The 22,853-nt window shown below is 58.9% G+C and carries 23 protein-coding genes; 12 read left to right on the top strand and 11 right to left on the bottom strand.

The annotated features are described in order from the left end of the window. Positions 1 to 243: 243 nt before the first annotated feature. Entirely contained in the window at positions 244 to 1,323 is a 1,080-nt protein-coding gene (locus DW180_RS01650; protein ID WP_118237089.1) for a 6-phosphofructokinase, read from the bottom strand. Positions 1,324 to 1,463: 140 nt separating this feature from the next. Then, the gene (locus DW180_RS01645; RefSeq protein ID WP_117640210.1) at positions 1,464 to 2,549 is read right to left on the bottom strand and encodes a carcinine hydrolase/isopenicillin-N N-acyltransferase family protein; all 1,086 of its coding nucleotides are present in this window, start codon (positions 2,547 to 2,549) and stop codon (positions 1,464 to 1,466) included. Between the two features lie 161 nt (positions 2,550 to 2,710). Here DW180_RS01645 and DW180_RS01640 point away from each other — a divergent pair, with 161 nt between their 5' ends. From DW180_RS01640 to DW180_RS01630, 3 genes are all read left to right on the top strand, one after another. Beyond that, positions 2,711 to 4,096: a M18 family aminopeptidase gene (locus tag DW180_RS01640; protein ID WP_233545137.1), complete on the top strand. Its 1,386-nt coding sequence runs from the start codon at positions 2,711 to 2,713 to the stop codon at positions 4,094 to 4,096. Positions 4,097 to 4,310: 214 nt separating this feature from the next. Further along, on the top strand, positions 4,311 to 4,691 hold the full coding sequence (locus tag DW180_RS01635; RefSeq protein WP_117584152.1) for a translation repressor RelB: 381 nt from the start codon (positions 4,311 to 4,313) through the stop codon (positions 4,689 to 4,691). 16 nt (positions 4,692 to 4,707) lie between these two features. Beyond that, positions 4,708 to 5,178 (top strand): PIN domain-containing protein, encoded by a 471-nt coding sequence (locus tag DW180_RS01630; protein ID WP_233545136.1) that lies wholly within the window; start codon positions 4,708 to 4,710, stop codon positions 5,176 to 5,178. A 234-nt stretch (positions 5,179 to 5,412) separates the two neighbouring features. Here the strand turns inward: DW180_RS01630 and DW180_RS01625 are convergent, their stop codons facing one another. The 3 genes from DW180_RS01625 to DW180_RS01615 all read right to left on the bottom strand — a co-directional run bounded on the left by DW180_RS01625 (position 5,413) and on the right by DW180_RS01615 (position 8,240). Continuing rightward, the gene (locus DW180_RS01625; RefSeq protein WP_118237085.1) at positions 5,413 to 6,348 is read right to left on the bottom strand and encodes a D-2-hydroxyacid dehydrogenase; all 936 of its coding nucleotides are present in this window, start codon (positions 6,346 to 6,348) and stop codon (positions 5,413 to 5,415) included. Positions 6,349 to 6,483: 135 nt separating this feature from the next. Next, a complete protein-coding gene (gene map / locus DW180_RS01620) occupies positions 6,484 to 7,371 on the bottom strand; it encodes a type I methionyl aminopeptidase (protein WP_118237083.1) in 888 nt (295 codons plus the stop codon). Positions 7,372 to 7,463: 92 nt separating this feature from the next. Then, positions 7,464 to 8,240 carry a radical SAM protein gene (locus DW180_RS01615; protein ID WP_117584148.1) on the bottom strand — a complete coding sequence of 259 codons (777 nt, stop codon included), beginning with the start codon at positions 8,238 to 8,240 and terminating at the stop codon, positions 7,464 to 7,466. A 225-nt stretch (positions 8,241 to 8,465) separates the two neighbouring features. Between DW180_RS01615 and DW180_RS01610 the strand changes: the two genes are divergently transcribed. The 8 genes from DW180_RS01610 (at position 8,466) to DW180_RS01575 (ending at position 15,393) form a co-directional block, all read left to right on the top strand. After that, positions 8,466 to 9,263: an alpha/beta fold hydrolase gene (locus tag DW180_RS01610; protein WP_117758378.1), complete on the top strand. Its 798-nt coding sequence runs from the start codon at positions 8,466 to 8,468 to the stop codon at positions 9,261 to 9,263. A gap of 211 nt (positions 9,264 to 9,474) precedes the next feature. Next, positions 9,475 to 11,355 carry a diguanylate cyclase gene (locus DW180_RS01605; protein ID WP_117758379.1) on the top strand — a complete coding sequence of 627 codons (1,881 nt, stop codon included), beginning with the start codon at positions 9,475 to 9,477 and terminating at the stop codon, positions 11,353 to 11,355. Positions 11,356 to 11,378: 23 nt separating this feature from the next. Then, positions 11,379 to 11,735 (top strand): Hpt domain-containing protein, encoded by a 357-nt coding sequence (locus tag DW180_RS01600; protein ID WP_117758380.1) that lies wholly within the window; start codon positions 11,379 to 11,381, stop codon positions 11,733 to 11,735. A 230-nt stretch (positions 11,736 to 11,965) separates the two neighbouring features. Beyond that, positions 11,966 to 12,526: a hypothetical protein gene (locus DW180_RS01595; RefSeq protein WP_117758381.1), complete on the top strand. Its 561-nt coding sequence runs from the start codon at positions 11,966 to 11,968 to the stop codon at positions 12,524 to 12,526. Between the two features lie 8 nt (positions 12,527 to 12,534). Next, entirely contained in the window at positions 12,535 to 12,864 is a 330-nt protein-coding gene (locus DW180_RS01590; protein WP_117758382.1) for a helix-turn-helix transcriptional regulator, read from the top strand. Positions 12,865 to 13,008: 144 nt separating this feature from the next. Beyond that, on the top strand, positions 13,009 to 13,770 hold the full coding sequence (locus DW180_RS01585; RefSeq protein WP_118237081.1) for an ABC transporter ATP-binding protein: 762 nt from the start codon (positions 13,009 to 13,011) through the stop codon (positions 13,768 to 13,770). Further along, complete coding sequence (locus DW180_RS01580) at positions 13,767 to 14,591, top strand: hypothetical protein (RefSeq protein WP_118237079.1); 825 nt, start codon at positions 13,767 to 13,769, stop codon at positions 14,589 to 14,591. The genes DW180_RS01585 and DW180_RS01580 overlap by 4 nt, the downstream gene beginning before the upstream one ends. Continuing rightward, positions 14,575 to 15,393 (top strand): hypothetical protein, encoded by an 819-nt coding sequence (locus DW180_RS01575; protein ID WP_118237077.1) that lies wholly within the window; start codon positions 14,575 to 14,577, stop codon positions 15,391 to 15,393. Before DW180_RS01580 ends, DW180_RS01575 begins: the two co-directional genes overlap by 17 nt. Before the next feature lie 105 nt (positions 15,394 to 15,498). Here the strand turns inward: DW180_RS01575 and DW180_RS01570 are convergent, their stop codons facing one another. From DW180_RS01570 to DW180_RS01545, 6 genes are all read right to left on the bottom strand, one after another. Next, the gene (locus DW180_RS01570; protein ID WP_118237075.1) at positions 15,499 to 16,308 is read right to left on the bottom strand and encodes a gamma-glutamyl-gamma-aminobutyrate hydrolase family protein; all 810 of its coding nucleotides are present in this window, start codon (positions 16,306 to 16,308) and stop codon (positions 15,499 to 15,501) included. Between the two features lie 88 nt (positions 16,309 to 16,396). Beyond that, positions 16,397 to 17,161, bottom strand: a complete 765-nt coding sequence (locus DW180_RS01565; protein ID WP_117746439.1) for an amino acid ABC transporter ATP-binding protein — start codon at positions 17,159 to 17,161, stop codon at positions 16,397 to 16,399. Positions 17,162 to 17,197: 36 nt separating this feature from the next. Beyond that, positions 17,198 to 18,031 carry an amino acid ABC transporter permease gene (locus DW180_RS01560; protein ID WP_117775915.1) on the bottom strand — a complete coding sequence of 278 codons (834 nt, stop codon included), beginning with the start codon at positions 18,029 to 18,031 and terminating at the stop codon, positions 17,198 to 17,200. Continuing rightward, complete coding sequence (locus DW180_RS01555) at positions 18,028 to 18,687, bottom strand: amino acid ABC transporter permease (RefSeq protein WP_006234894.1); 660 nt, start codon at positions 18,685 to 18,687, stop codon at positions 18,028 to 18,030. The genes DW180_RS01560 and DW180_RS01555 overlap by 4 nt, the downstream gene beginning before the upstream one ends. 138 nt (positions 18,688 to 18,825) lie before the next feature. Then, a complete protein-coding gene (locus tag DW180_RS01550) occupies positions 18,826 to 19,818 on the bottom strand; it encodes a glutamate ABC transporter substrate-binding protein (RefSeq protein ID WP_117802881.1) in 993 nt (330 codons plus the stop codon). 464 nt (positions 19,819 to 20,282) lie between these two features. After that, positions 20,283 to 22,064 carry a 1-deoxy-D-xylulose-5-phosphate synthase gene (locus DW180_RS01545; protein WP_118237073.1) on the bottom strand — a complete coding sequence of 594 codons (1,782 nt, stop codon included), beginning with the start codon at positions 22,062 to 22,064 and terminating at the stop codon, positions 20,283 to 20,285. 228 nt (positions 22,065 to 22,292) lie between these two features. On the opposite strand from DW180_RS01545, the gene DW180_RS01540 reads away from it, so the two are divergent. Continuing rightward, the gene (locus tag DW180_RS01540) at positions 22,293 to 22,850 is read left to right on the top strand and encodes an HD domain-containing protein (RefSeq protein WP_117584135.1); all 558 of its coding nucleotides are present in this window, start codon (positions 22,293 to 22,295) and stop codon (positions 22,848 to 22,850) included. The last annotated feature ends 3 nt before the right edge of the window (positions 22,851 to 22,853 follow it).

Raw genomic sequence — 22,853 nt, 5'->3', positions numbered from 1 at the left:
CGGTGGAATAGTTTCTAGATTCAGCCATTTGCGGGCTAAGCGGGAACTATTTCACCGCAACTTAATTTCAGACCAGGCACCCGCAGCAAGAAGACGAATAGCCCCGGCGAGTATGTAAACGCAGGGCCCTCCGACCCCGCCCGACGATTTCGATTGGCGACCTTTGACGGAGTCAAGGGAGGAGCCAAATCGAAATACGTCGGGCGGGGTCGGAGGGCCCGATGGGGTGGATTCCAGCCGAGGCTATTCGTCGCCGAAGCTGATGCCCAACGCCTTGGCCTCGCGTACCAGATCGCTCTGGGGGTTGACATGCTTGAGCTTGCCGGCGACCTCCTCGAGCGGCATGTGGCACATCTTGCCGTCACGCAGGGCGATCATGTAGCCAAACTCGCCGCGCAGGCAGCCAAGCGCGGCCTCGACGCCGCACTGGGTCGCAAAGATGCGATCCTGGGCATCGGGCTGGCCGCCGCGCTGCGTGTGGCCGGGGATGGCGACGCGGGTCTCGCGACCGGTCTTGGCCTCAATCTCCTTGGCGATGTCGTAGACGATCGACGGGCTCGTGCGCTCGGCAAGCTTCTTCTTGTATTCCTTCTTGGACAGCGCCGCGTCCTCCTTGGAGATAGCGCCCTCGGCGACGGCCACGATGGTAAAGCGGCTGCCGGTTTCCATGCGATGCTCGATGGTCTTGATGACGTTATCCATGTCGTAAGGGATCTCGGGAATCAGGATGACGTCCGCGCCGCCCGCGACGCCGGCATACAGCGGAATCCAACCGACCTTGTGGCCCATGATCTCGATGACAAACACGCGGCCGTGACTCGAGGCAGTGGTGTGGATGTCGTCGATGCACTTGGTGGCGACGTCGATGGCGCTCGTAAAGCCAAACGTCAACTCGGTGCCCCAGGTGTCGTTGTCGATGGTCTTGGGCAGGGCGATAACGTTGAGGCCCTCTTCGCGCAGGCGGTTGGCGGTCTTGGTGGAGCCGTTGCCGCCCAGCATAAACAGGCAGTCGAGCTGCAACTTGTGATAGGTGTGGACCATCGCGGGCACCTTCTCGACGCCGTCGGCCTCGGGAGTATCCAGGCGCTTGAACGGCGTACGGCTCGTGCCCAGGATGGTGCCGCCGCGGGTGAGGATACCGCTAAAATCGGCGGGCGTCATGACGCGGAACCTGCTGTAGATAAGGCCCTGGTAGCCGTCCTCAAAACCGTAGATCTCGATAGGCTCTTCGCTATTGGTCATGAGTGTTTTGACGATGCCGCGCATGGTGGCGTTGAGCGCCTGGCAGTCGCCGCCACTGGTAAGAAGACCGATCCTGAGCATGATGAATCCTTCCGGGCAAGTTATAACATGCGCATAAGTTTACCCCCGCACACTGTTGATACGGGGGTAAAACGTGTTAGCTCAAGCGTATAGAAATGTAAGCAACGTCAGGCGAGCGTAAGGTCGACGGGCCTGGCTCCTTACAGTGCGAAGGCGTCGGCGTCGCCCCAGTGGCGGCGCAGCGTAATAGCGGCGGCGGGTTCGGTATTGTCAAAGACGACCGACCACTGCGTGTTGCTGGTGATGTCTTCCGGATTGGGCTCTTGCGCTGCAGCGCGTAGGGCCTTCCAAGCGACTGCCTCGTCTTGGGCACCGACATGGGCGTCAAGGACATCGGCGATTGCGACGGCGCGCTCTTTACCATGGCCCAGCTCGCCATTCTTTTGGTTGGGGAGCACCTCGTCGCCATAGCAGGTGTAGAAGTTCGTAACCTGGCGTACGGGAGTCGCTTTGAAAGCGCGGTCCGGATCGTGCGGATCCCACTCTACTACGCGCGCGTCACCGGCGGCGTCGTTGATAAAGAAGTGGTAGTCGCGTCCGGCCATGGCGTGCATGTCATAGGCAGAAAGCAGGTCGACGGCCTCCTGTGTGGTAGCCGCGCGGTCGAGCACCAAGCGGATGGCGAGCGAGGTATTGATGACGGGGCGCTGCGTGTCCTGGTCACAGGGCTTGGAATCCAGAGTGAGTACGGCAATGGACACGCCGCATTCGTTAACACCGTCGAGCTGGGCAAACGGGCCCATCAACGCCGCGGCGCGTCCGGCGATGGAGTCAAGCGGAGTGTTATCGCCCAGGTTATTGAGGGCCGCAAAGCCGATGGAGGCATAGCCGTCACGCGGGTGATTGCGCACCAGCAGCGCCGAGGTGTCGTCCTTAAAGTCGTAATTGCGACCGGTGCGCACGCGGCCTTCGGCATCTACGGCGACAAAAGCGCTGCAGGCAAACTGGGGTGCCTGGACATGTGTCGGCACACCGGGCAGCACCTGCGCCACCACGGCATCGATGTAGGCCTGGTCGTCGCGCACGCCAGCAGCGATGATGCGATCAAGATCGTAGTCGTAGGCGATGTCGATTGCGTACAGGTCATAGCCATCCGCATAGTCGGTCAAGCGTTTGAGCGACGCGGCGGACTTGATTTGCTTGTGATAAACGATACCGGTGGCAGCGGCAAGGCCGACGGCGGCTCCCGCGACACCGTAGGCGATGGCAATGTTACGTGGCTTCATGACGACTCCTCTCGTCCTGTTAGCGTAATTGTCGCAAAAGGAGTGCGGGCATGATGACTCAACTTGGTGAGCGGCGCGGAATTAAGCACGGAATGAAGAGTGCGGCGCTGGCGCGGCGGGGTATGCTGGAAGGGACCATCAACCCAGCGAAAGGGGAGAGCATGACGGATCAGGAAACGCCCGAGCGCGCGCACGTGACGGCCGACGATATCGAGGCCGCCAACGACCTTATCGACTTTATCGAGGCATGCCCCAGCATGTTCCATACGGCGGCGACCATTATGGCCGAGCTCGACGAGGCAGGCTTTACCTATCTGCCCGAGAACGCGGCATGGGATATCGAACCGGGCGGTCGTTACTACACGCAGCGCAATACTTCGAGCGTTATCGCCTTTAAGGTGGGCGAGGACTTGGCTGCGACGTGGGGCGAGGACGGCGTTGCCGGTGACTATCATTTTCAGCTCACGGCGTCGCACAGCGATTCGCCGACGTTTAAGGTCAAGGCCGTGCCCGAGCTTGACGGCGCAGGCGAGACGTTGCGCCTGAACACCGAGGCCTACGGCGGCATGATCGACTACACCTGGTTTGATCGTCCGCTCGCGCTGGCCGGACGCGTGCTGGTGCGCGAGGGCGACCGTATTGAGAGCCGCCTGCTTGCCACCGAGCGCGAGGTCGCTATTATCCCGAGCCTTGCCATCCACATGAACCGCGGCGTTAACGAGGACTTTGCTCCCAACCGAGCCATTGATCTGTGCCCGCTCATCAGCGCCGGTGACCTTAAGCAGGGAGATTTTGACGCCCTGATCGCTGACGAACTGGACGTTGAGCCCGAGCAGATCCTGGGCCGCGATCTGTTCCTGGTCAATCGTCAGGATGCGCGCATTTGGGGCTGGGCCGACGAGTTCATCTCGACGCCCAAGCTCGACGACCTGGCCTGCGCCTACACCTCACTGCAGGCATTTTTGGGTGCCGAGAACGCGCACGACGTTTCGGTCTTCTGCTGCTTTGATAATGAGGAGGTTGGCTCCGAGACCAAGCAGGGCGCCATGTCGACGTTCTTGGCCGACGCGCTGCGCCGCATCAACGGATCGTTGGGCTTTGACGACGAGTCGTACCACCGCGCACTTGCCGCCTCGATGCTTGTAAGCTGCGACAATGCACATGCCGTGCACCCCAACCATGCCGAGAAGTGCGATGCCCGCAATCAGGTGGTACTCAACGGCGGCATCGTCATCAAGGAGGCCGCCAACCAGCACTACTGCACCGACGCCTTTAGCCGCGCGGTGTTCCAGGCCATTTGCGATGACGCCGACGTGCCCACGCAGGCCTTTGCCAACAAGAGCGATATGGCCGGCGGTTCTACCCTGGGCAATCTGTCCAATATGCAGGCGAGCATGCATGCCGTGGACGTGGGCCTGCCGCAGCTTGCCATGCACTCGAGCTACGAGACCGGCGGCGTGCGCGACGTGATGTACGCTATCCGCGCCCTCACCGCCTTCTACGAGCGCAACCTAACCATCAACGGCGCCGAAAGTGTGGAGCTCTAAAACCTGCCAAAAAGGGATGTTAATTTTGGCAGGGTTTATCTGGGCGAATGCAAAGGGTGAAACCGAACTGGATTGGTGATGCGTAGCCGCCGAGGTGCAGTGTGCCTCGGCGGCTTTTTGTGTACAGAGTACGGCTAATGCTTATAAATGCTATACATGCTTTACGTATCTACCATAGAGTTTTATGATAGTTTTGAAGTATTAAGGAGGGGTTATGACCACAACAGCCGCTCAGATCAACGTACGTCTCGATGCCGATCTTAAAAGGAGTGGGGACGCCGCTCTCTCCAAGGCCGGTATGACGCCGAGCCAAGCGGTGCGAGCGCTCTGGCAGCTTGCAGCGTCGCTGGCCGATCGCCCCGGTGCGCTCGAGGATATCCTGCTGCCCAGTCGTGCCCGGGCGGAACAGCGCGAGCGCGAAAAGGCCGCCAAACGTAAGCTCGAGCTCATGGATCAGGGGTCGAAGCTGTTCGCTGCCGCTTGCTGTGAGTCGGGAATCGATATGGTCAAGGCTCAGCCATCGGACGACGAAGAGCTCAAACGGAATGCCTATGCGGATCGCTATGGCGAGGAGATGAGCTGGCTCTATGAGTGAGACTCCAAAGCGCATCTTGGTTGACACCAACGTGTGGCTCGATTACTTCATTCCCTCACGACGTGGTCGTTCGGTGGCGATTGAGTTTTTACGCGATGCATGCACGGCGCAGGTTGATTTGCTGTACGCGGCGACATCGTCCAAAGACCTGTTTTATTTGATTTCAAGCGAACATAAGGCATGGTATCGGCGCGAGCATGGTTCGCTTTCCCAGTATGCCGCTACGGTAGCGACTTCGCTTGCATGGGATTGTCTTAGCGTGCTGTCGCAGCTTGCCACGCCAGTGCCCTGTGACCTGAGCGATATATGGATGGCGAGCAGGCAGCGTGAGCTCCATAGCGATTACGAAGACGATTTAATCATTGCGGCAGCGATACGCGCAAAGGCAGATCTCCTGGTCACCAACGATGTCAAGCTCTCTTCGCATGCGCCCGTCGCAGCAATGAACGTCGAAAACGCAAGAAACTATCTAACAACGCTTAAATAGCGCTAGACCCCTCTGGTCGAATAATGGTCAGCGAGAGTCCACAGGTAGGGCCGCGCCAGCAAAGCGCCGCAGGTTGAACAAAAGTCAGCGAGAGCCCGCCGTTTGAGCCAAGGTGCCGTGAAATGAAAAGGCGCTGACCTTCTGGTCGCGCCTTTGAAATTGAACGGCAGATTGGCCAAACGGCGGGCTCGCAGCGTCGAGGGGTTCCGGCGTTTGGTAAAACGCCGGAACAAATCAGTGCTCGATCCAGCAGCGCAGGGTCTCGCCGGCCTGCAGGTGACGCAGATTCTTGGCGGCGATGTCGACCACGTTGTTAAGTGTGGCTGCCAGGTGGAACCAACCGGAGACGTGCGGCGTGATGAGCATGTTGGGTGCATCCCACAGTGGGCTTGTCTCAGGCAGCGGCTCGGGGTCGGTGACGTCGACCGCGGCGCCGGCGAGATGTCCCGACTCCAGGGCGGCAACCAAGTCGTCGGCGACCACAAGATCGCCGCGGCCGCCGTTGGCAAAGAAGGTGCCCGGTTTCATCGCGGCGAAGAACTCGGCGTTCGCCAGGCCGCGGGTCTCGGGTGTGCTGGGCATAAAGGATGCGACGATGTCGGCCTCGGCTAGGCGCTCGGACAGGGCATCCATGCCGTCCATGTCCTCAAACACAATGGGATAGACGAGCGGATGGCGCTTGATGCCGCGGACGTGCGCACCCATGCTGCGGCAGAGCGTGGCAAAGTGGCCGCCGATATCGCCCGCGCCCAGCACCAGCACGTTGGCATTTTTGAGCGAGGTGACCGGGCCCAAGTCCTCCCAGCGATGTTCGCGCTGCAGGTCCTGGTAGCCGGGCAGGCGCTTCATCATTGACAGCACCATGGCAAACATGTGCTCGCTCACGGCCTGGCCGTAGGCGCCCACCGAGCAAGACAGCTTGGCGTCAGCCGGCACGGTGCCGGCAGCAAGGTAGTCGTCATAGCCCGCGGTCTGCAGCTGCAGTAGCTGGAGGTGCTCGCATGCGGTAAGCAGGGCAGGGTCTATGTTGCCCAAGATCACGTCGGCGTTGGCGACTTGTTCATGCGTGATGGCGTCGGCGCTCGTATAGATAAAGTTCTCGCCCGGAGCGCTCGACTCAAGAATTGCGCGATGGCGGTCGTTGACGGGCAACAAAACCAGGATGTTCACAAGCAGTCCTCTCCGCTTGACCTGCCAAAAAGGGACAGGTTTATTTTGGCAGGTTTTATCAGGCAAAACGCTTAAATAAAGCGCCGGGCGCTCATGGACGGTTTATAAGTCCATGAGCGCCCGGCGTCCGTGCGGCTACCAGCTCAGCAGCTCGTAGCCGTCCTCGGTCACTACGAGCTGTACCTCGCACTGGGCCGAATCGCTGCCGTCCTTGGTGCGCACGCACCAACCGTCACCCTTGCTAATCTTGATGTCGGGCGCTCCGGCATTGACCATGGGCTCGATGGTAAAGACCATGCCCGGAGCCATGATGGTGTCCACATCGGGCGCCTCGGTGGTAAAGCCTACAAACGGGTCCTCGTGGAACTCCTTGCCAATGCCGTGTCCGCCGTACTCGCGCACCACGCTAAAACCGGCGTCCTCGACCGTCTTTTGCACGGCCTCGGCCATCACGGACAGCGGTAGCCATGGCTTGACGGCGGCTAGACCCGCTTCCACGCTGGCGCGAGTGACGTCGACCAGACGCTGGCGCTCGGCAGAGACCTTGCCGATGCAGAACATGCGGCTCGAATCGCTAAAGTAGCCGTCCAAGATCGTGGAACAATCGACGTTGATGATGTCGCCCTCGTGCAGCACGTCCGTATCGCAGGGGATGCCGTGACAGACCACGTCGTTGATCGAGGTGCACACGCTCTTGGGGTAGCCCTCATAGTTGAGGTCAGCCGGCGTGCCATCGTGATCGATGGTGTAGTCGTAGATCATCTGGTCGATCTGGTTGGTGGTCATGCCCGCGGCGATGTGCTCGCCTACGTAGTCGAGCACGCCCACGTTGATGGCGGCCGAGCGCTTGATGCCCTCGATGTCGGCGGGTGTCTTGTAGAGCGTGCGGGGCAGAACCTCCCAGCCCTCTTCCCACAAGCGCTCGAGGCGCTCATCAAAGGCGCTATGGCATTTCTTATATTTTTTGCCGCTGCCGCACCAGCAGGCGTCGTTGCGGCCGGGCACGGGTCCATTGTCAAACATGGCTAACTTCCTTTCATTCGCAGCTAGTATAGCCCACCCGCAGACCAGCTCATTTGGGATGGGGCTAATTTAGCTGCTGGCGGGCGGCCGCGCTAGTAGCTCACCTGGCAGGGAATACCGAGGGCGCGCACGCGCGCGGCAATGGCGTCGAGCACCTCGGGCGCTGCTTTGGCAAGGCCGGCGACTGGTGTCTCGCGCGCGACCGTGTAGATGGTCGCCTCCTGCGGACGAATGCGCTCAAGCGCCGCGAGCCAGGGGGCAACATACTCCTCGCCGGTATTGTCGATGAGCTTGCCCTGATACTCGCCGGTCAAAAAGATCGTCTGGATAATAACGTGACCGTCAAAGCTTGCGAACGTCTCGATCTGGTGTTCGACGTTGTAGGGGCCAACAGGCTGGTCGAGCAGCTGGATAAACGCCGGGTCGACGGTATCGAGCTTAAGAATGTTGTCGTCGACCATCATGAGCGCGTCGTGCACCTCGGGGCGGTCGGCGCGTGTGCCGTTGGAGAGCACGGCGATCTTGGAGTTTGGGGCAAGCTCGTCGCGCAGTGCGACGGCGCCGGCGATGGCCCGTGGAAACTCCGGTGCGGCGGTGGGCTCGCCGTTGCCTGCGAAGGTGATTACATCGGGGAGCTCGCCCTCGGCTGCCATCTCGCGCAGCTTTGCCTCGAGCGCTTCGAGTACCACGGCAGCCGTGTTATACGGCTCATGGCAGGGGCGCTCGGCGTTGAGGCCGTTCTCGCAGTAGATGCAGTCGAACGTGCAGATTTTGCCGCTGGCCGGCATCATGTTGACGCCGAGCGAGAGACCAAGGCGACGGCTGCGAACGGGCCCAAAGATGGGGCTGGCATTCAAAAACGTAGACATAGGCATATGCTCCTCAAGACAATTGTGCCTAAGCATAGCATCGGCTCCAAAGCAAGGTGTGGGCTCTTGCTTTACAAGTTTCGTTTTTTCACGTCGCTCATGATGCCGTGCCATGAAAAGCCTCGGGTCGGGTAAAGTTAATCTGTTAACAAGGTGTAAAGCAATGCGGGTCCATCCAACCGTGCTGACGTGCAACTGGATGAGCATTGATGATGGGGGCACAACATGGATTTTACGGTCGAGAATGCGGGCACCACGATTGCCTGTCGCGAATATGCCGACCCGGATGTGTCGCCTGATGCTCCTGCCTTGGTGTGCGTGCACGGCGCTTGTGTCGACGGCACATTTTTCGACGGCATCGCTTGTGAGCTCAGTCGCAACTACCGCGTAATTGCCTACGACCGCCGCGGCTGTGGTGGCAGCAGCGATGCGGCAGACGGCAGCTATGATCTTGCCGCTCAGGCCGCCGATCTGCAAGCCGTGATCGAACACGTTGGCGCTCCGACAAATGTGCTTGCGCACAGCGCCGGTACGTTGGTGGCGCTGGAGCTTCTTCGTACCGAACCCCATCTCGTCGCCCGTGCGATTCTGCATGAGCCGGCTGTGTCGGCCGAAGGCGTCGGCATGGGCGCAGCCCCGGTTTTGCTCGATATGATTGCGGCTGGAAAGGTTTCAAGGGCGCTCCGGCTTTTCTTGGGAGCCCTCGGCGACTTGGACCCCGAGGCTCCTGGAACGACCGAAGCGGAAGCCAAACATGCCCTGCGCAATGGTCGTTGCTTCATGGCCAATGAATACGGGATTACTATGACCTGCGTTCCCGATTGGGATAGCGTTCGCGCGTCAAAAACGGTGGCCGCCGTGCTCCTGGGCGAGCTCTCGATTGGCACGCCCCGCGAGGCTGGCACGCGAGCGGCTGCCGAATATCTCGATTGCCCTCTCGTGACGATCCCGGGCGCGCATAACGGTCTGCGCGATCGCCCGGCAGCGGCTGCCCGGGCTGTCCGTGGCATCCTGGGGCTCTAACACCCGCAATGGCCAAAGCAGGCTTCACCCGCAAACGTTTCGGCCGTGTTAACAAATGTGCTCAAAACCTCACGTCTGCGACTTCAATCGCGCCGCCTGCCAACTCATAAAAATGTAACAGCATTCACGTACTTACCTGCATCGACAAGGTGTTACCCTTGTAGCATTTGGAACCCACCGCTACCATGCGAAACTATCGAAAGGGCCCCATATGCTCAATAATCACGAGGTCAATCTAACCGACGAGGAGGCTGCCGCTGAGGTCGCCCGTGTCGCGAAGAACTACCCCGTGGTGCGTTTGCTGTCGGCCGATCAGATTAAGAGCGAGCCTAACTGCTTGCTCGCCGGCGATCGCTGCCCTTGTCTGCGTCAGTCGAGTCTTGAGGCTTTGGCAGACTCCGATGAGGTGTCGGAGCAACTGCTCAATGATGGCACTGAGTACCGCGCCCGTCTACGCCCTCTGAAGGTCGAGGGCGAGCCTCACGTCTTGCTGATGGTGCGTCCGATTGATGAGCAAGAGGCCGCGGAAGAGGACCTTGTCTACACCGACGTGCTGACGAGCGTGCGCAATCGCCGATATTACGAGGAAAAGCTTCGCAGCGCCCGCATGAATGCCGGCGTTGCGATGATCGACGTTGATGATTTTAGGGCCTTCAACGATACGTGTGGCCGTCATGCCGGCGACCTTGCGCTCGGTGCTGTGGCGACAGCCATACGCAGCGGAATTCGTTCGACTGACGAGCTTGTGCGCTATGGCTGCGACAAGTTTGTGGTTGTCATGCCCAATATTCCCTCCGATGACTTCACCCGTCGCCTGCATCAGGTGTCCGATGCCGTTCATTCCACGATTATTCCGGGCCATGAGTACGTGAGCTTGACGGCATGTGTTGGTGGCGTTCGCATTCATGGCGAGACGGTCGATGAGGGCGTTGGCCGCGCTGCTCAGTTACTGAGCCGCGCTAAGGCAAAAGCCGGTACGGTCGTGACCGATGCCGATTCCATCGAGGCCTTCCAAAGCGAAAAGCCTTTGGTGCTTATCGCCGATGACTCCGAGATGAACCGAGCCATTCTCAGCGAGATGCTCAAGGACGAGCATTGCATCCTCGAGGCCGATAACGGTCGTGCGGCGCTCGACATGGTCGACCGCTATGGCGATGAGTTGTCGCTCGTGCTGTTGGACATTGTGATGCCGGGCATAAGCGGCTTTGAGGTGCTGGCCGATCTGTCGCGCCGATCGGGTATCGATAATCTGCCTGTCATCATGATTTCGAGCGAAGATTCCGATGATGCGGTTCTGCGCGCGTACGAGCTGGGCGCCTCGGACTATATCAACCGCCCGTTTGACTCCCGTGTCGTGCGCCGCCGCGTAAGCAACACCATCCGCCTGTACGCCAAACAGCGCCGCCTGACGAACCTGCTGTCCCAACAGTACAACGAGCGCGTCAAGAACAGTCGCATGCTCATCGACATCATGGCCGGCGTCATGGAGCTTCGCAACGGCGAGAGCGGCAGGCACGTTACGAACATCGAAAAGCTGACCGAGCTGCTGCTTGGCTATCTGGTCCAGCGTAGCGGCACGATCTCCCTCGACAATGAGGAACGCTCCACGATCGCCCTGGCTTCGGCGCTGCACGATATCGGCAAGATGTCGATTGACGATGCGATCCTCAACAAGCCCGGACGCCTTACGCCCGATGAGTTCGAGATTATGAAGACGCATACCACGATCGGCGCCGACATGCTGCTTGAGCTGGGTAGCCATCACGCCGGTAATGCGCTTATGGAATATGCGTACCAGATTGCGCGTTGGCACCACGAGCGCTGGGACGGCAAGGGTTATCCCGATGGCCTTAAGGGCGACGATATCCCCATCGCCGCACAGGTGGTTTCGGTGGCCGACGTATACGATGCGCTGACGAGCGTGCGCGTGTACAAGGATGCCATCCCGCACGAGGAGGCGATCCAGATGATCCTGGACGGTAAGTGCGGCACCTTTAACCCGCTGCTGCTCGACTGTCTGCTCGAGGTGCAAGACCGTATTGCCGAAACATTGGCGCGCCCTGCCGAGGTCGTTGCGCTTCCTACGATTTAGTTTGACCAAAGGAGTTTGAATCCATGATTTCCATGCGTGAAGCGTATGAGAAGATCGGCGCCAATTATGATGACGCTTGCACTCGGCTGATGGGCGAGGAGATGCTTGCCCGCTTTGCCCTCAAGTTTTTGGATGACGAGAGCATGGACAAGCTGGAGGCCGCCATGGCGGCAGGAGACGCCAAGGAAGCGTTTATGGCAGCTCACACGCTCAAGGGCGTGAGCCAGAACCTGGGATTCGATAATCTGTACGAGCCGGCGGTCGTGGTGACCGAGGCGCTGCGCGGCGCCGATGCCGTTGACGGCGCTCGCGCGGGAATGCATGCGTTGCAGCAGCAATATGCGGCTACGATGTCGGCCCTGCGCGAGGTGGCCGAGTAAGAGCTCGCGAGCTTTGATGGCTATGAGAGTGGATAATCTCCCGTTTTAGGCCCGGTGGCGACCTCAAAGTGGGAGATTATCCACTCTCGTTCGATACGTGTCCAAAAATCCACTCTCACCCCTTCTGATTGGTGAATGGCCTATGCGCACTGGCGGGGCTTTCCGCATGCAATCCATATCGTTGTTCGATAAACTATTCGGATAACGATAGATTCGATGAGGGTGAGTGTATGTCCAACAGCGTTCAGCGTATGGCCAAGGCGGGCGAGACTGTAAGGAAGCTTGGCTTTTGCATGGCGGTCGTTTTTGCGGGAATGCTCGTCGCTTTTGCCGCGTTGGTTGTTTACGTGATCTGGTATGCGGTTGCAAACGTTGTTTCTGTCGATTCTTTCGGTGTCGTGACGCTTCTCGATGGCGGGAGCATCGTTATCCCAAGCGGGCTGTGCCTGGCACTCGTCGTGGGTGTTTCGCTTGTCGTTTTGTGCGGAATCAGCCATAACATCTCTCGGGGCGTCTCGCCCTTTACCAAGACGCATGTGCGGCTTATCCGTGTTCTCGCGCTTGCCTTTGCTGTTAACGCCGCGGTTTCGCTTGTTGGTGCCTATGGATCGGTCAATCTCACCATTGGCGGACTGGAGCTTTACATCGTGCCTCATTCCTTCGTTATTGAGATTTGCCAAGGCGCTACCTTTGATGCGGGGTCGTTTATCGGCGCAGTTGTCTGTTTGTTTATCTCGGCGATCTGGAGTTATGCCTCGCTGCTCCAAGAGCAGTCTGACGAGCTTGTGTAGGAGGAAACATGAGCTATCTCATCATCGAGCTTGAGACGCAGCTGCTTAAGACCGGAAAGACCAGCGCTGATCTGATTCGGGCGACGGGGCATACTCCGGCTAATATTTCAAAGCTTAGAAACGGAAAGATAAAAGCTATTCGCCTAAAGACGCTTCTCGATATCTGTGATGAGCTTGATTGTCAACCGGGAGATATTATTCAGCGCGTGAGCGAGAAAGAGCTTGAGGAGCTTATTGTCGAGCGCGCAAAAAATGTCGTGAGACAGATGCGGGACGGCGGAGGCAATGAGGTATCGCTTCCGACATCAGTCTTCGCTGTCGATTTGAGTGACGAGTAGCTTAAGGCAAACAACTAAAACGAAGTATCAGCGTGAAGGGACCTGTGTCTAACACGGGTCCCTTCTTTTAGATTATCTTGACAAATATGAGTTATCGAAAAACAATAACAACCATGGAAAACGATAAAGGAAAGAAGGAACGATATGAGCGGTTTTGCTATCAAGCAGAACGGGAGGCCAATGAACGCATCAGCGATAAAGCTATCAAAAGTATCAAAGCGCTACGGGAAACGGCGCGTTTTGCATGACGTTTCTTTCGAGGTGCATCAGTCTGAGCTCTGTGCCCTTGTCGGTGCAAACGGTGCGGGCAAAAGCACGCTTATTAAAATCGTCTTGGGCCTCTGCGAGCCATCGTCGGGGAGCGTGGAGCTCTTTGGAGGCAAATCAAAAAGAGAGCTTGGCCTGATGCGGACGCGTGTCGGCTATGTGCCAGATTCCAGCGGAGCATACCAATCCCTCAGTGCGGTTGAGAATCTCCAAATCCGATGTTCGGAATGGGGGCTTGATGCGAATTGTGAGATTCCTCGCGTTTTGAGCCTAGTCGGGCTGGACGTCGAAGAGAAAAAGAGCGTGGGCAGTTTTTCTCTGGGAATGAAACGGCGGCTGGATATAGCTACGGCTTTGTTGGGCGATACCGACGTACTAATTTTCGATGAGCCGGCAAATGGATTGGATCCGTTGGGCATCGAGAGTATATGGGCCCTTATCGGTCGATTGAATCAAGAACAGGGCAAAACCATGCTTATTTCTAGCCACGACTTGGATGAGCTGGCATCGGTTGCAACATGCTGCCTGTTTCTTCATGACGGCGAACTGCTGAAAAAGGAACCGATGGACATCATAAGGGATGAGGCGTCGTCCTTAAAAGAGTATTACAGGCGCTTGATGAAGGCGGTCTCGCTATGAAGCGGGCGATCCATCCCATAAAGGCAGATATGATGCGTTTGTACAGGATGTTTCCGGCGAAGCTTGGTCTTGCGCTTATGCTGGCGTTCGGCCTTCTCTTCGGTGTCTTTCTAAAAAACGGAACAACGTTGCTCGCCTTTGGCAATAGCGTTTTTGGGGAGGATATTGGTTTCTTCTGGAATGTAATCGATCCTTCTGCACCCGATGAGTCCCTTGTGCGCAGTGCTTTTGCCGGCACCTCTCTGTTCGTTCCACTCATCGTTTGCCTGGCGATTTTACAGGAGCACGGCTATGAAGAGGGATACCGAATTTCTTCAGCAAGAGGTCTTACCCGCTTTTATGGGGTTCTAGCTCATGCGCTTTCGTCTGCTTTAATAATTGGCGCAGCATATAGTGCGCTTTGCTTTCTTCTGTTTGCAATAGCCATAATACGTGGAGGGCATAGCTACGCGCATGGCATGCTGGCTGCATTTTTGCCTGCAATGATAGTCAACACCGTATTGGTGATATCGGTTGCGCTGGAGACGGTGACCATCTATCGGATTACAGGCAGCGCTGTATTGAGCGGGGCTGCAATAATAATCGGATTTGTCATGAGCTTGACGCTCTACGGAGCCTTCCTTCAGGCACCTATACCATCCTTGCGATGGATCTTCTTCCTTCCTGGGCCGTACCTTGGAGTCGGATGCGCCCTTGGGTATAGCGATATGGGGCAACTGGCGCTTCTGGGCTATGGCGTGGCAGCCAGCTGTTTATCGGTATTGATTTACGCTCTCGTGAGCTTTCGTGCTGGGGGTGTGCTCAATGGCTCGTCAGATTAAAAGATTCCTCCATTCAGAATTGAAGCACGTGAGTAAATGGACGTACGCCTTAATCCCGGTAATTTATGCGTGCATGGTGGTATTGCAGCTTAATTCTTTCCCGATGTGGTTCTGCAGCCTCCGTGAGAACAGTTTCTTGGGCTTCTTCCCAGACCCGACGCTTCGGCTATCGGCGGAGGATGTCCTTCTATTTGGTAATGCAGAGGTTTTTCGCGGTCTGCTGTTCAACGTAGCCCCGTTGGCTCATGCATTGTTCTTTCCGTTCATCGCGGCTTGTATTGTGCCGCGCTTTGTCAGTTCGGGCTTTGTCGAGGAACCGTGGGGGCTGTCGGAGGCTCGGGGAGGGAAGCGGGCGTGCGTTACCGTTGCGCGAGCGATGCTGTCTTCTTTCGCCCTATTGGGCGCGTTTATCCTGTCAAGTGTCGTTTTGTACTGTCTTAACTGCGCAATCGTTTTGGATGCTCAACAGTATTTCAACCTGAATATGTTTTGCGATCGACTTCTTCTGGCGAGTGCGGTCTGCCTTGCATACGTGGTCTCTTGCGTGATCGTTGTTTCCTATTTTGGATCCGGCTTCGGTTCTATTGGCATGCTGTTGCTTGTCAACGTCGTAACGATCTACATACAGGTCGGAGCCAATTCCATGCTTCCGTTTCCGTCCTCGATGCTCATGTGGATTTGCGGCGTGACCCCGTTGGGGGGCGGTCAATGCGTTTCGATTTTGATTGACTGCCTAATAAACGTAGCAAGCGTTTTTGCCATCTGCTTTACCGTCGACCGATTGCGGTCGAGATTTCTTTGATTGTTTGTGAGGGATGATCATACCGAGCGTATCAAATACAGGGGGCGGGCACCGTAGTTGGTGTCCCCCCCTGTATGGGTAGCTTTAGCCTATGTGGTTCGCGAGCTAACGAGCCTGCTTTACCTTAGCCGCTGCCTCGACAAACGACTTCCACAGGTTAAAGTCGGTCTCGAGCGTTTGCCAGGTGTACTCGGGGTGCCATTGCACGCCCAGGCAGAACGGCTGGCCCTCGACCTCGATGCACTCGGGCACGCCGTCGGTTGCCTTGGCGACCAAGCGCGTGCTCTTGCCCAGGCGGTCGACGCAGCAGTGATGTGCCGAGTTGGTCTGGATCAACCTGTGCCCGCCAACCGCGCGCTCCAGCAGCGAGCCCGGCACGACCTCGACAGGATGCACAGGGTCGTTGAGCACGTGGGTATGGCGCCACTGCGTGCGACCCTCGCGCGCACCTAGGCTCGGCACGTCCATGCACAGGGTGCCGCCGGTGGCGACGTTGAGCAGCTGCGTGCCGCGGCAGGTGGTAAAGAGTGGCTTTTTGGCGCAGAGCACCTCGTTAACCAGCTTAAACTCAAAACGGTCGCGAATCTCGCAGCACAGTGTGGGGTCGTAGGGGCGCTCGTCGCCCCAGCGCTTGGGGTTGACGTCCGGGCCGCCGGGAATGGCGATGCCGTCGGCGATGTCGACGTAATGACGGATAACCTCAATGTCCTCGGTGATGGACATCTGCAGCGGCAGGCCGCCGGCGGCAAGAATGGCATCGACAAAGACACTGGCGATTTCCTCGTTGGGGGAGAGCGTCTCGCTCAAAAACGGCTTTGCCTCTTCCCAACGCGGTGCGACGAGGATGAGTGGGCGGTCGGCGGGGTCGACGTTGACATGCGGGGTGTAGGACGATGAGGTGCGGGTTCCGATCATGGGCGTGGCTTTCGAATCCGGGTGGACATGGCGCAGGGGCGGCGCGGGGCAAACGCTGTTGATGAATTTGCCCCGCGTGGCAATGGGGTTAGTGGCCCTTGATGGAGTTGAGGAAGTCCTGGGCGCGCTTGGTCTGGGGATGGTCGAAGAACTCGTCGGGTGTGCCGGTTTCCACGATCTGGCCGTCGGCCATAAACACGACGCGATCGGCAACGCGGCGGGCGAAGTTCATCTCGTGCGTGATGACGATCATCGTCATGCCCTGCTGGGCTAGACGGACCATGACCTCGAGCACCTCGTTGATCATCTCGGGGTCAAGGGCGCTCGTGGGCTCATCGAAGAGCATGGCCTTGGGCTGCATGGCAAGAGAACGGGCGATGGCCACGCGCTGCTGCTGGCCGCCCGAAAGCTGTGCGGGCACCTTATCGGCCTGTTCGGCAACGCCCACGCGGCTCAACAGATCCATGGCGCGCTCACGAGCCTCCTCCTTGGAGACGCCCAGCACATCGACCGGTCCCAGCATGACGTTTTGCAGCACCGTCATATGTGCGAACAGGTTGAACTGTTGGAACACCATGCCCAACTCGGCGCGCATGCGGGCAAGATCCTTGCCTTCCTGCGGCAGGGGCTCGCCTTCGATGAGGATCTCGCCCGAGTCGATGGTTTCCAGGCGGTTGATGGTGCGGCACATGGTCGACTTGCCCGAGCCCGAGGGGCCGATCACGACGACGACCTCGCCACGGTCGACCGAGAGATTGATGTCGTTGAGGACGTGCAGATCGCCGTAGTGCTTATCGACGTGTCTGAGCTCGATCAGCGGCTGATTGCCGGTGGAAGAGGTGCTCTGTGCCATGGTGCTCGGCTCCTTATGACTCGAAATGGTAAATCGTTAGCGGATGATGGTCGCGCCGGTCTTGTGCGAGACGTAGACGGCGGCCTTGTTGATCGCGACGTTGATGAGGATATAGATGACCGCGATCACCAGGTAGACCGACACGAGGGCGTCGTAGTTGGTAATGAGCACGCGGGCGTTTTGCATGAGGTCGGGGTAGCTCACCACGTAGGCGACGGTGGTGTCTTTGACGACGACCACGAGCTGCGAAATCAACGACGGAATGATAAACCGAATAGCCTGGGGCAATACGATTTTAAAGGTGATTTTAGCTTTGGAGAGGCCGAGCGCCTGGGCAGCCTCGACCTGGCCGCGCGGCACGGCGTTGACGCCGGCACGGAAGATCTCGGCCAGTACACCGGCTGCGGCGAGCGCGACGGGAAGCGTGAGCATCCAAAACGACGGCAGCGCGATCTTGTACTGGGGCAGCACCAAAAAGAAGAAGTAGATGAACAGCAGGCTCGGCACGCCGCGGAAGAAATCGGTGAGCACGCGGCAGACCAGCTGCAGCGGCTTAATGTCACTGGTGCGACCGAGCATAAGGGCAAGGCCGAGCACCAGCGCGATGGCGCCAGCGGTGAGTGCGACTTTAACGGTGCCCTCAAAGCCGGCAAGCAGGAACTTCCAAGTGGTGAGGTGCGTAAAGAAATACCAATAGTGGACCGAAAGCTGGCCGGTCACATAAAAGCGCTGCAACACGAGGGCAACGAGTGCGACGACGGCAACAAGCGAGATGGCGGTGCCGATGCGAATCTTGGCGCGCATCTTGGGGCCGGGAGCCTCGTAGAGCGCATCGCGCATGGTGAGCGCGGGGGAGGAGTGCTTGCTCATCGGAGGATCCTCACCTTCTTATCGATGTAGTTGCCAATGTGGCTCACCACAAAGGCTGTGCCCAGGTAGCCGAGCGCCGAGATAAAGAACGCGGCGACGCCGCCGAGCGAGCGCGTGTTGATATAGCTCACCACGCCGGTGAGCTCCTGGGGCTTAAGCGGCACCTGACTACCGAGCGCGGTGGTGAGCATGACGGCGATAAAGAGGTTGGTCATGGGCAGCACGCTCGAGCGCAGTGCCTGCGGAATCACGATCTTGGCGAGGATGCGGTTGAAGCTCATGCCCAGCGAGCGAGCGGCTTCCACCTGGCCGACGCCGACGGTGTTGATGCCGCTCATAAAGTTCTCGGAGCCAAAGGCAGAACCCAAGAGCACTGTGGCGACGATAACGCAGGTGCGATAGGGCAGGACGACCTTGAGCGGCGGCAGCGCGTAGACGACGATAATGAGCAGCGCGATGCCGGGGATGTTACGGAAGACCTGGACATACAGGTCGCCAAAGACGCGCAGCGGCTTGAGCGGCGACACGCGCATCACGGTGACGGCGACGGCCAGCACCATGGCGATGGCAAACGACTCAAGCGTCATGCCCCAGGTTGCGAGCAGCGCGTCAATGTAGTTCTGGCCATAGAGCGACCAGAGCTCGGAGAGACTCATGCGGACCTCCCGCCGATAAGGAAAGGGGCTCCCGTGTGTACGGAAGCCCCGACAACTCAGTGAAGAAACAGTTTAGCGCAATAAAGCGCACCGTGCGTTTCCGTATGGTTTCGTTGCGGCCGTTACTAGGCGCGTTGCCTAGGCGCCGATCTCGGGCAGCTCGGGAACATTGGTGTCGCCCGTGCGGTCGCCGATGCAGATCTGCCACAGCTCGGTCCAGGTGCCGTCGTCCTCAATCTTCTTAAGGAAGTCGTTGACGAAGGCGACGCCGTCGGAATCGAGCGGCAGGCCGATGCCATAGGGCTCCTTGCTGCCGAAGGGCTTGCCGGCAATCTTGTACTTACCGGGCTCGCGGACCAGGGCGCTCTGCTGCATGTTGTTGTCGATGACGTAGGCGTCAACGCGACCCTGCTGGAGTGCCTGGCGGGCCTCCTCGTCGGTCTTGAACTCCTGCTGGCTGGCCTTGGGAGCGAGCTCCTCCAGGATGGCGGGGCCGTTGGAGCCGGACTGGACGGCGACGTTCTTGTCGGCCAGGTCGTCGACGCTCTTGATGTCGTCGTTATCGGCGAGTACCAGGATGGCCTGCTGCGTGTAGTAATAGGGACCGGCAAAGGAGACGAGCTTCTTGCGCTCGTCAGTGATGGTGTAGGTGGCAAAGACGGCGTCGACCTGGCCGTTCTGCAGGACGGACTCGCGCGTGTCCGAGGTCACCTGGGTGATCTCGACCTTGTTCTCGCCCAGAATGTAGTTGGACAGGAGCTGTGCGATACCGGCGTCGAAGCCGCGGGTCTGACCGTCCTTCTCGTTGAGGAGGGAGAAGAGCGTGGAGGTCTGGACGCCACCGATCGTAAAGACGCCGGCATCCTTGACGGCCGTAGCCCAGGTGCTGGCGGCGATGGCGTCGTCATCGGCCTTGGGGCCGTCGTTGACGAGCTTGTCGAATGCCTTGGCGTCGAGCGTGGCGGAAACCTCGGTATCCTCGGAGCTCTTGGAGGAACCGGCGGAACCCTTGTCGGCCTCGGTACTGGTGTCGGAGCAGCCGGCAAGACCAAGGCCGGCGACGGTTGCGAAGGTGGCGGCGACGAAGCCGCGGCGGTCGAGAACGACCTGCTGGGAGAGGTTCTTGCTCATGGTAGAACACCTTTCTCAATAAAATCCCTAGCGGTTGAGTAGAGTTATACCCTATCGCGCTCAAATGGGTCAACACGAAATAACTCAGAAACATACTTACCTTATGGGTTATTGTACCTACCAAAAAGGGACAGGTTCACAGGCACCTTCGTGGTGGTTTTGACCGATGCAACGGCATGCCTTACTGTTTTGTCTCAATCTGTAACATCTGCAGCCATTTTTGCCGAGTAACTGTTACAGATTGAGATTTTCTCTTCAGGGGAATTCGAATGTCTCAATCTGTAACATCTGGACGGCCAAAAGGTCTCTATCTGTTACAGATTGAGACAAAGGTCAGGGACTAAGACGTCTTGTCTTGATCTGTAACAGATAGACGGGAATTCGGGCCCTAGATGTTACAGATTGAGATAATCGCGTCGCGAAAATAAAAACCTCCGCAGGGGTGCTTCCCTTGCGGAGGTTTTTTACTCGTTCAGTAGCCTTACGGCTTCGGCGGCCATGTTCTCGACCGTCATGCCGTTCCGCGCAAGCAGTTCGTTGGGGTCGTAGCGGTCGGGGAAGCCCTTGGCGATGCCGAAGGTGCGCGTGCGCAACGGCGTGCATGCCAGATAACATGCCACGCGTTCGCCCCAGCCGCCGTCCAAGATGCCGTCCTCGAGGGTGACGACAACGCGATGCTCGGCGGCAAGACTGTCGAGGAACTCGTGGTCGAGCTCGGTTGCAAAGCGCGGGTTGACGAGCGTGGCCTCGATGCCGTACTCGGCAGCCAAGCGGTTTGCCACGCGCTCGCCCAGTTCAAAGAAATCGCCGAGCGCGAGCACGGCTACGTCGCGGCCCTGACACACCACGTTGTAGCGCGCGACGCCGTAATCGTCGTCCTCGGCAGGCGCCAAGTCGGGGCGGCTTACCAAGCCAATGCCCGGCACGCGAATCGCCACGGGATGTTCGCGGTGATCGAGCGACCAGCTCAGCATGGACAGATATTCCTCCATGCAGGCCGGCGCGAAGTAGTGCATGTTGGGAAGACCGCCCAGCATGGAAATATCAAAGAACGAAAGGTGCGTCTCGGACGTGGTGCCAAAGATCGACGCGCCAAACACCAAGATGGTTGCGGGGGCGTCGTTGAGGCACAGGTCGTGCCACAGTTCGTCGTAGGCGCGCTGCAAAAACGTGCCGTACACGCCAAAGACCGGCTTGGCACCGGCGCTGGCGAGCGCGGTGGCAAAGGTCACGGCGTGTTCCTCGGCAATGCCCACGTCGACAAACTGCTTGCCTGCCGCGGCGCGAAGCTCGGGTGTAAAGCCCATGATGTAGGGCGTGGCAGCCGTGATGCCCACAACCTGCGGATCGCGCTCGATGGCGGCGCTGAGCGCCTCGCCCGTAATGTCGGCGTAGGTGCGCGGCGCAGGCTCGCTCGGATGGCCCGGGCAGAGCTTTCGGCCGGTCGCCATGTCAAAGGGGCCTACGTGATGCCAGCGCTCGGGGTCGTTCTGGGCCGGCTCAAAGCCCTTGCCCTTGGCGGTGGAGACGTGCAGCACGATGGGATGATCGATATTGCGTAGTTCCTGCAGCGCGTCGACTAGGGCCAACACGTCGTTACCGGCGTCCAGATAGCGGTAGTCGAGCCCCATCGCGCGGAAAACATTGCGCTCACAGGTGCCGTTGCTGGCGCGCAGCTCGGCCAGATTGCGATAGAGGCCACCGTGGTTCTCGGCGATGGACTGGTCGTTATCGTTGACGATGATGATCAGGTTGCTATCGAGTTCGGCGGCATTGTTAAAGCCCTCAAACGCCAAACCGCCCGAAAGCGAGCCGTCGCCGATGATGGTGATGACGTTGTATGTATCCCCCGCCAGGTCGCGAGCGTGCGCTAGGCCGCAGCCCAGGCTCACCGACGTGGAGGTGTGGCCCATGGCGAACAGGTCGTGCTCGGACTCGTCGGGATTGGCAAAGCCAGAAGCCTCACCATAACGCTCCGGATCGATATAAGTGTACGCGCGCCCAGTCAGCGCCTTGTGGGCGTAGGTCTGGTGCGAAACATCAAAGACAATCTTGTCGATGGGGGAGTTAAACACGCGATGGAGCGCAACCGTAAGCTCAACGACGCCCAGGTTGGGGGCAACGTGCCCGCCGACGGCGGCGGAGCTTTCGAGGATGGCGTGGCGGATCTCGCCGCAGAGCAGCGGAAGCTCGGCGCGATCGAGAGCCTTGACGTCCTCGGGCGTTGTCGTTTGCGTAAGCAGCATCGTTGTGGGTTACTCCATGCGAATCGTGCGCCGGCACTCCCTCGGCCGGCACAATTGCACAAGACAGTCTCGCACATTTTGGCGTTTGATATGTGACGGCGGCGCGGTAATTCGCCAACTGGTGGGGCAAAACGTTTTGTCCGATGCCATACTGGTAAATTCGATGATGATTTTATTCATTGCGCGCAGGCCGCGGCTTGCCGCCGAGCGCCGCCGGAAGGAGGCCGCATGTCCGATACCGTTCGTGCCGAGAAAATCGCGCGCGAGGTCGACGATGCCGCCCGTCAGCTTGCCCAGGCGGGCCGCTTGGACCTGATGCATGAGTTTATCCAACATGGCGATGTGACGGTCTATACGCATGTGACCTCGGTAGCGCGGGCAAGTCTGTCCTTTGCCGAGCGCCTGGGCCGCGTCGGTATCTCCGTCGACCGCTTATCGCTGCTGCGCGGGGCCCTGCTGCACGATTACTTTCTCTATGACTGGCACGATCCCGACCCAAGCCATCGACTGCATGGCTTTCGTCACCCGTTTTTTGCCTTGGCGCGTGCGGAGGAAGATTTTGAGCTGACGCCGCGCGAGCGGAATATTATCGTACGGCATATGTTTCCGCTGGTACCGGTGCCGCCGACGTGTCGTGAGGCATGGATTGTGTGCCTGGCGGATAAATGGTGCGCACTGCGCGAGACGATTGCCGGCCGTCTGCCGCGCAAAGGCGGCGCGAACGATTTGAACGAGGGCCCGAGTGACGGCTCGAGCAAAGAATCGAACGAAAAGAGGAGTGGGTAGACG

The sequence above is a fragment of the Collinsella sp. AM16-21 genome (genome assembly GCF_003471905.1).
Classification (GTDB): domain Bacteria; phylum Actinomycetota; class Coriobacteriia; order Coriobacteriales; family Coriobacteriaceae; genus Collinsella.
The sequence above is the reverse complement of the archived record's forward strand: the minus strand, read 5'-3'. Positions and strand labels throughout refer to the sequence as shown.

Bases quoted from the DNA above. Each gene is read 5' to 3' on its own strand.
- DW180_RS01595 (WP_117758381.1), top strand. From the start codon at position 11,966: ATGTCCAACAGCGTTCAGCGTATGGCCAAGGCGGGCGAGACTGTAAGG.
- DW180_RS01580 (WP_118237079.1), top strand. From the start codon at position 13,767: ATGAAGCGGGCGATCCATCCCATAAAGGCAGATATGATGCGTTTGTAC.
- DW180_RS01645 (WP_117640210.1), bottom strand. From the start codon at position 2,549: ATGAAGCCACGTAACATTGCCATCGCCTACGGTGTCGCGGGAGCCGCC.
- DW180_RS01555 (WP_006234894.1), bottom strand. From the start codon at position 18,687: ATGAGTCTCTCCGAGCTCTGGTCGCTCTATGGCCAGAACTACATTGAC.
- DW180_RS01610 (WP_117758378.1), top strand. From the start codon at position 8,466: ATGGATTTTACGGTCGAGAATGCGGGCACCACGATTGCCTGTCGCGAA.
- DW180_RS01600 (WP_117758380.1), top strand. From the start codon at position 11,379: ATGATTTCCATGCGTGAAGCGTATGAGAAGATCGGCGCCAATTATGAT.
- map (WP_118237083.1), bottom strand. From the start codon at position 7,371: ATGTTTGACAATGGACCCGTGCCCGGCCGCAACGACGCCTGCTGGTGC.
- DW180_RS01585 (WP_118237081.1), top strand. From the start codon at position 13,009: ATGAGCGGTTTTGCTATCAAGCAGAACGGGAGGCCAATGAACGCATCA.
- DW180_RS01605 (WP_117758379.1), top strand. From the start codon at position 9,475: ATGCTCAATAATCACGAGGTCAATCTAACCGACGAGGAGGCTGCCGCT.
- DW180_RS01565 (WP_117746439.1), bottom strand. From the start codon at position 17,161: ATGGCACAGAGCACCTCTTCCACCGGCAATCAGCCGCTGATCGAGCTC.
- DW180_RS01650 (WP_118237089.1), bottom strand. From the start codon at position 1,323: ATGCTCAGGATCGGTCTTCTTACCAGTGGCGGCGACTGCCAGGCGCTC.
- DW180_RS01640 (WP_233545137.1), top strand. From the start codon at position 2,711: ATGACGGATCAGGAAACGCCCGAGCGCGCGCACGTGACGGCCGACGAT.
- DW180_RS01575 (WP_118237077.1), top strand. From the start codon at position 14,575: ATGGCTCGTCAGATTAAAAGATTCCTCCATTCAGAATTGAAGCACGTG.
- DW180_RS01545 (WP_118237073.1), bottom strand. From the start codon at position 22,064: ATGCTGCTTACGCAAACGACAACGCCCGAGGACGTCAAGGCTCTCGAT.
- DW180_RS01540 (WP_117584135.1), top strand. From the start codon at position 22,293: ATGTCCGATACCGTTCGTGCCGAGAAAATCGCGCGCGAGGTCGACGAT.
- DW180_RS01560 (WP_117775915.1), bottom strand. From the start codon at position 18,031: ATGAGCAAGCACTCCTCCCCCGCGCTCACCATGCGCGATGCGCTCTAC.
- DW180_RS01570 (WP_118237075.1), bottom strand. From the start codon at position 16,308: ATGATCGGAACCCGCACCTCATCGTCCTACACCCCGCATGTCAACGTC.
- DW180_RS01590 (WP_117758382.1), top strand. From the start codon at position 12,535: ATGAGCTATCTCATCATCGAGCTTGAGACGCAGCTGCTTAAGACCGGA.
- DW180_RS01550 (WP_117802881.1), bottom strand. From the start codon at position 19,818: ATGAGCAAGAACCTCTCCCAGCAGGTCGTTCTCGACCGCCGCGGCTTC.
- DW180_RS01615 (WP_117584148.1), bottom strand. From the start codon at position 8,240: ATGTCTACGTTTTTGAATGCCAGCCCCATCTTTGGGCCCGTTCGCAGC.
- DW180_RS01635 (WP_117584152.1), top strand. From the start codon at position 4,311: ATGACCACAACAGCCGCTCAGATCAACGTACGTCTCGATGCCGATCTT.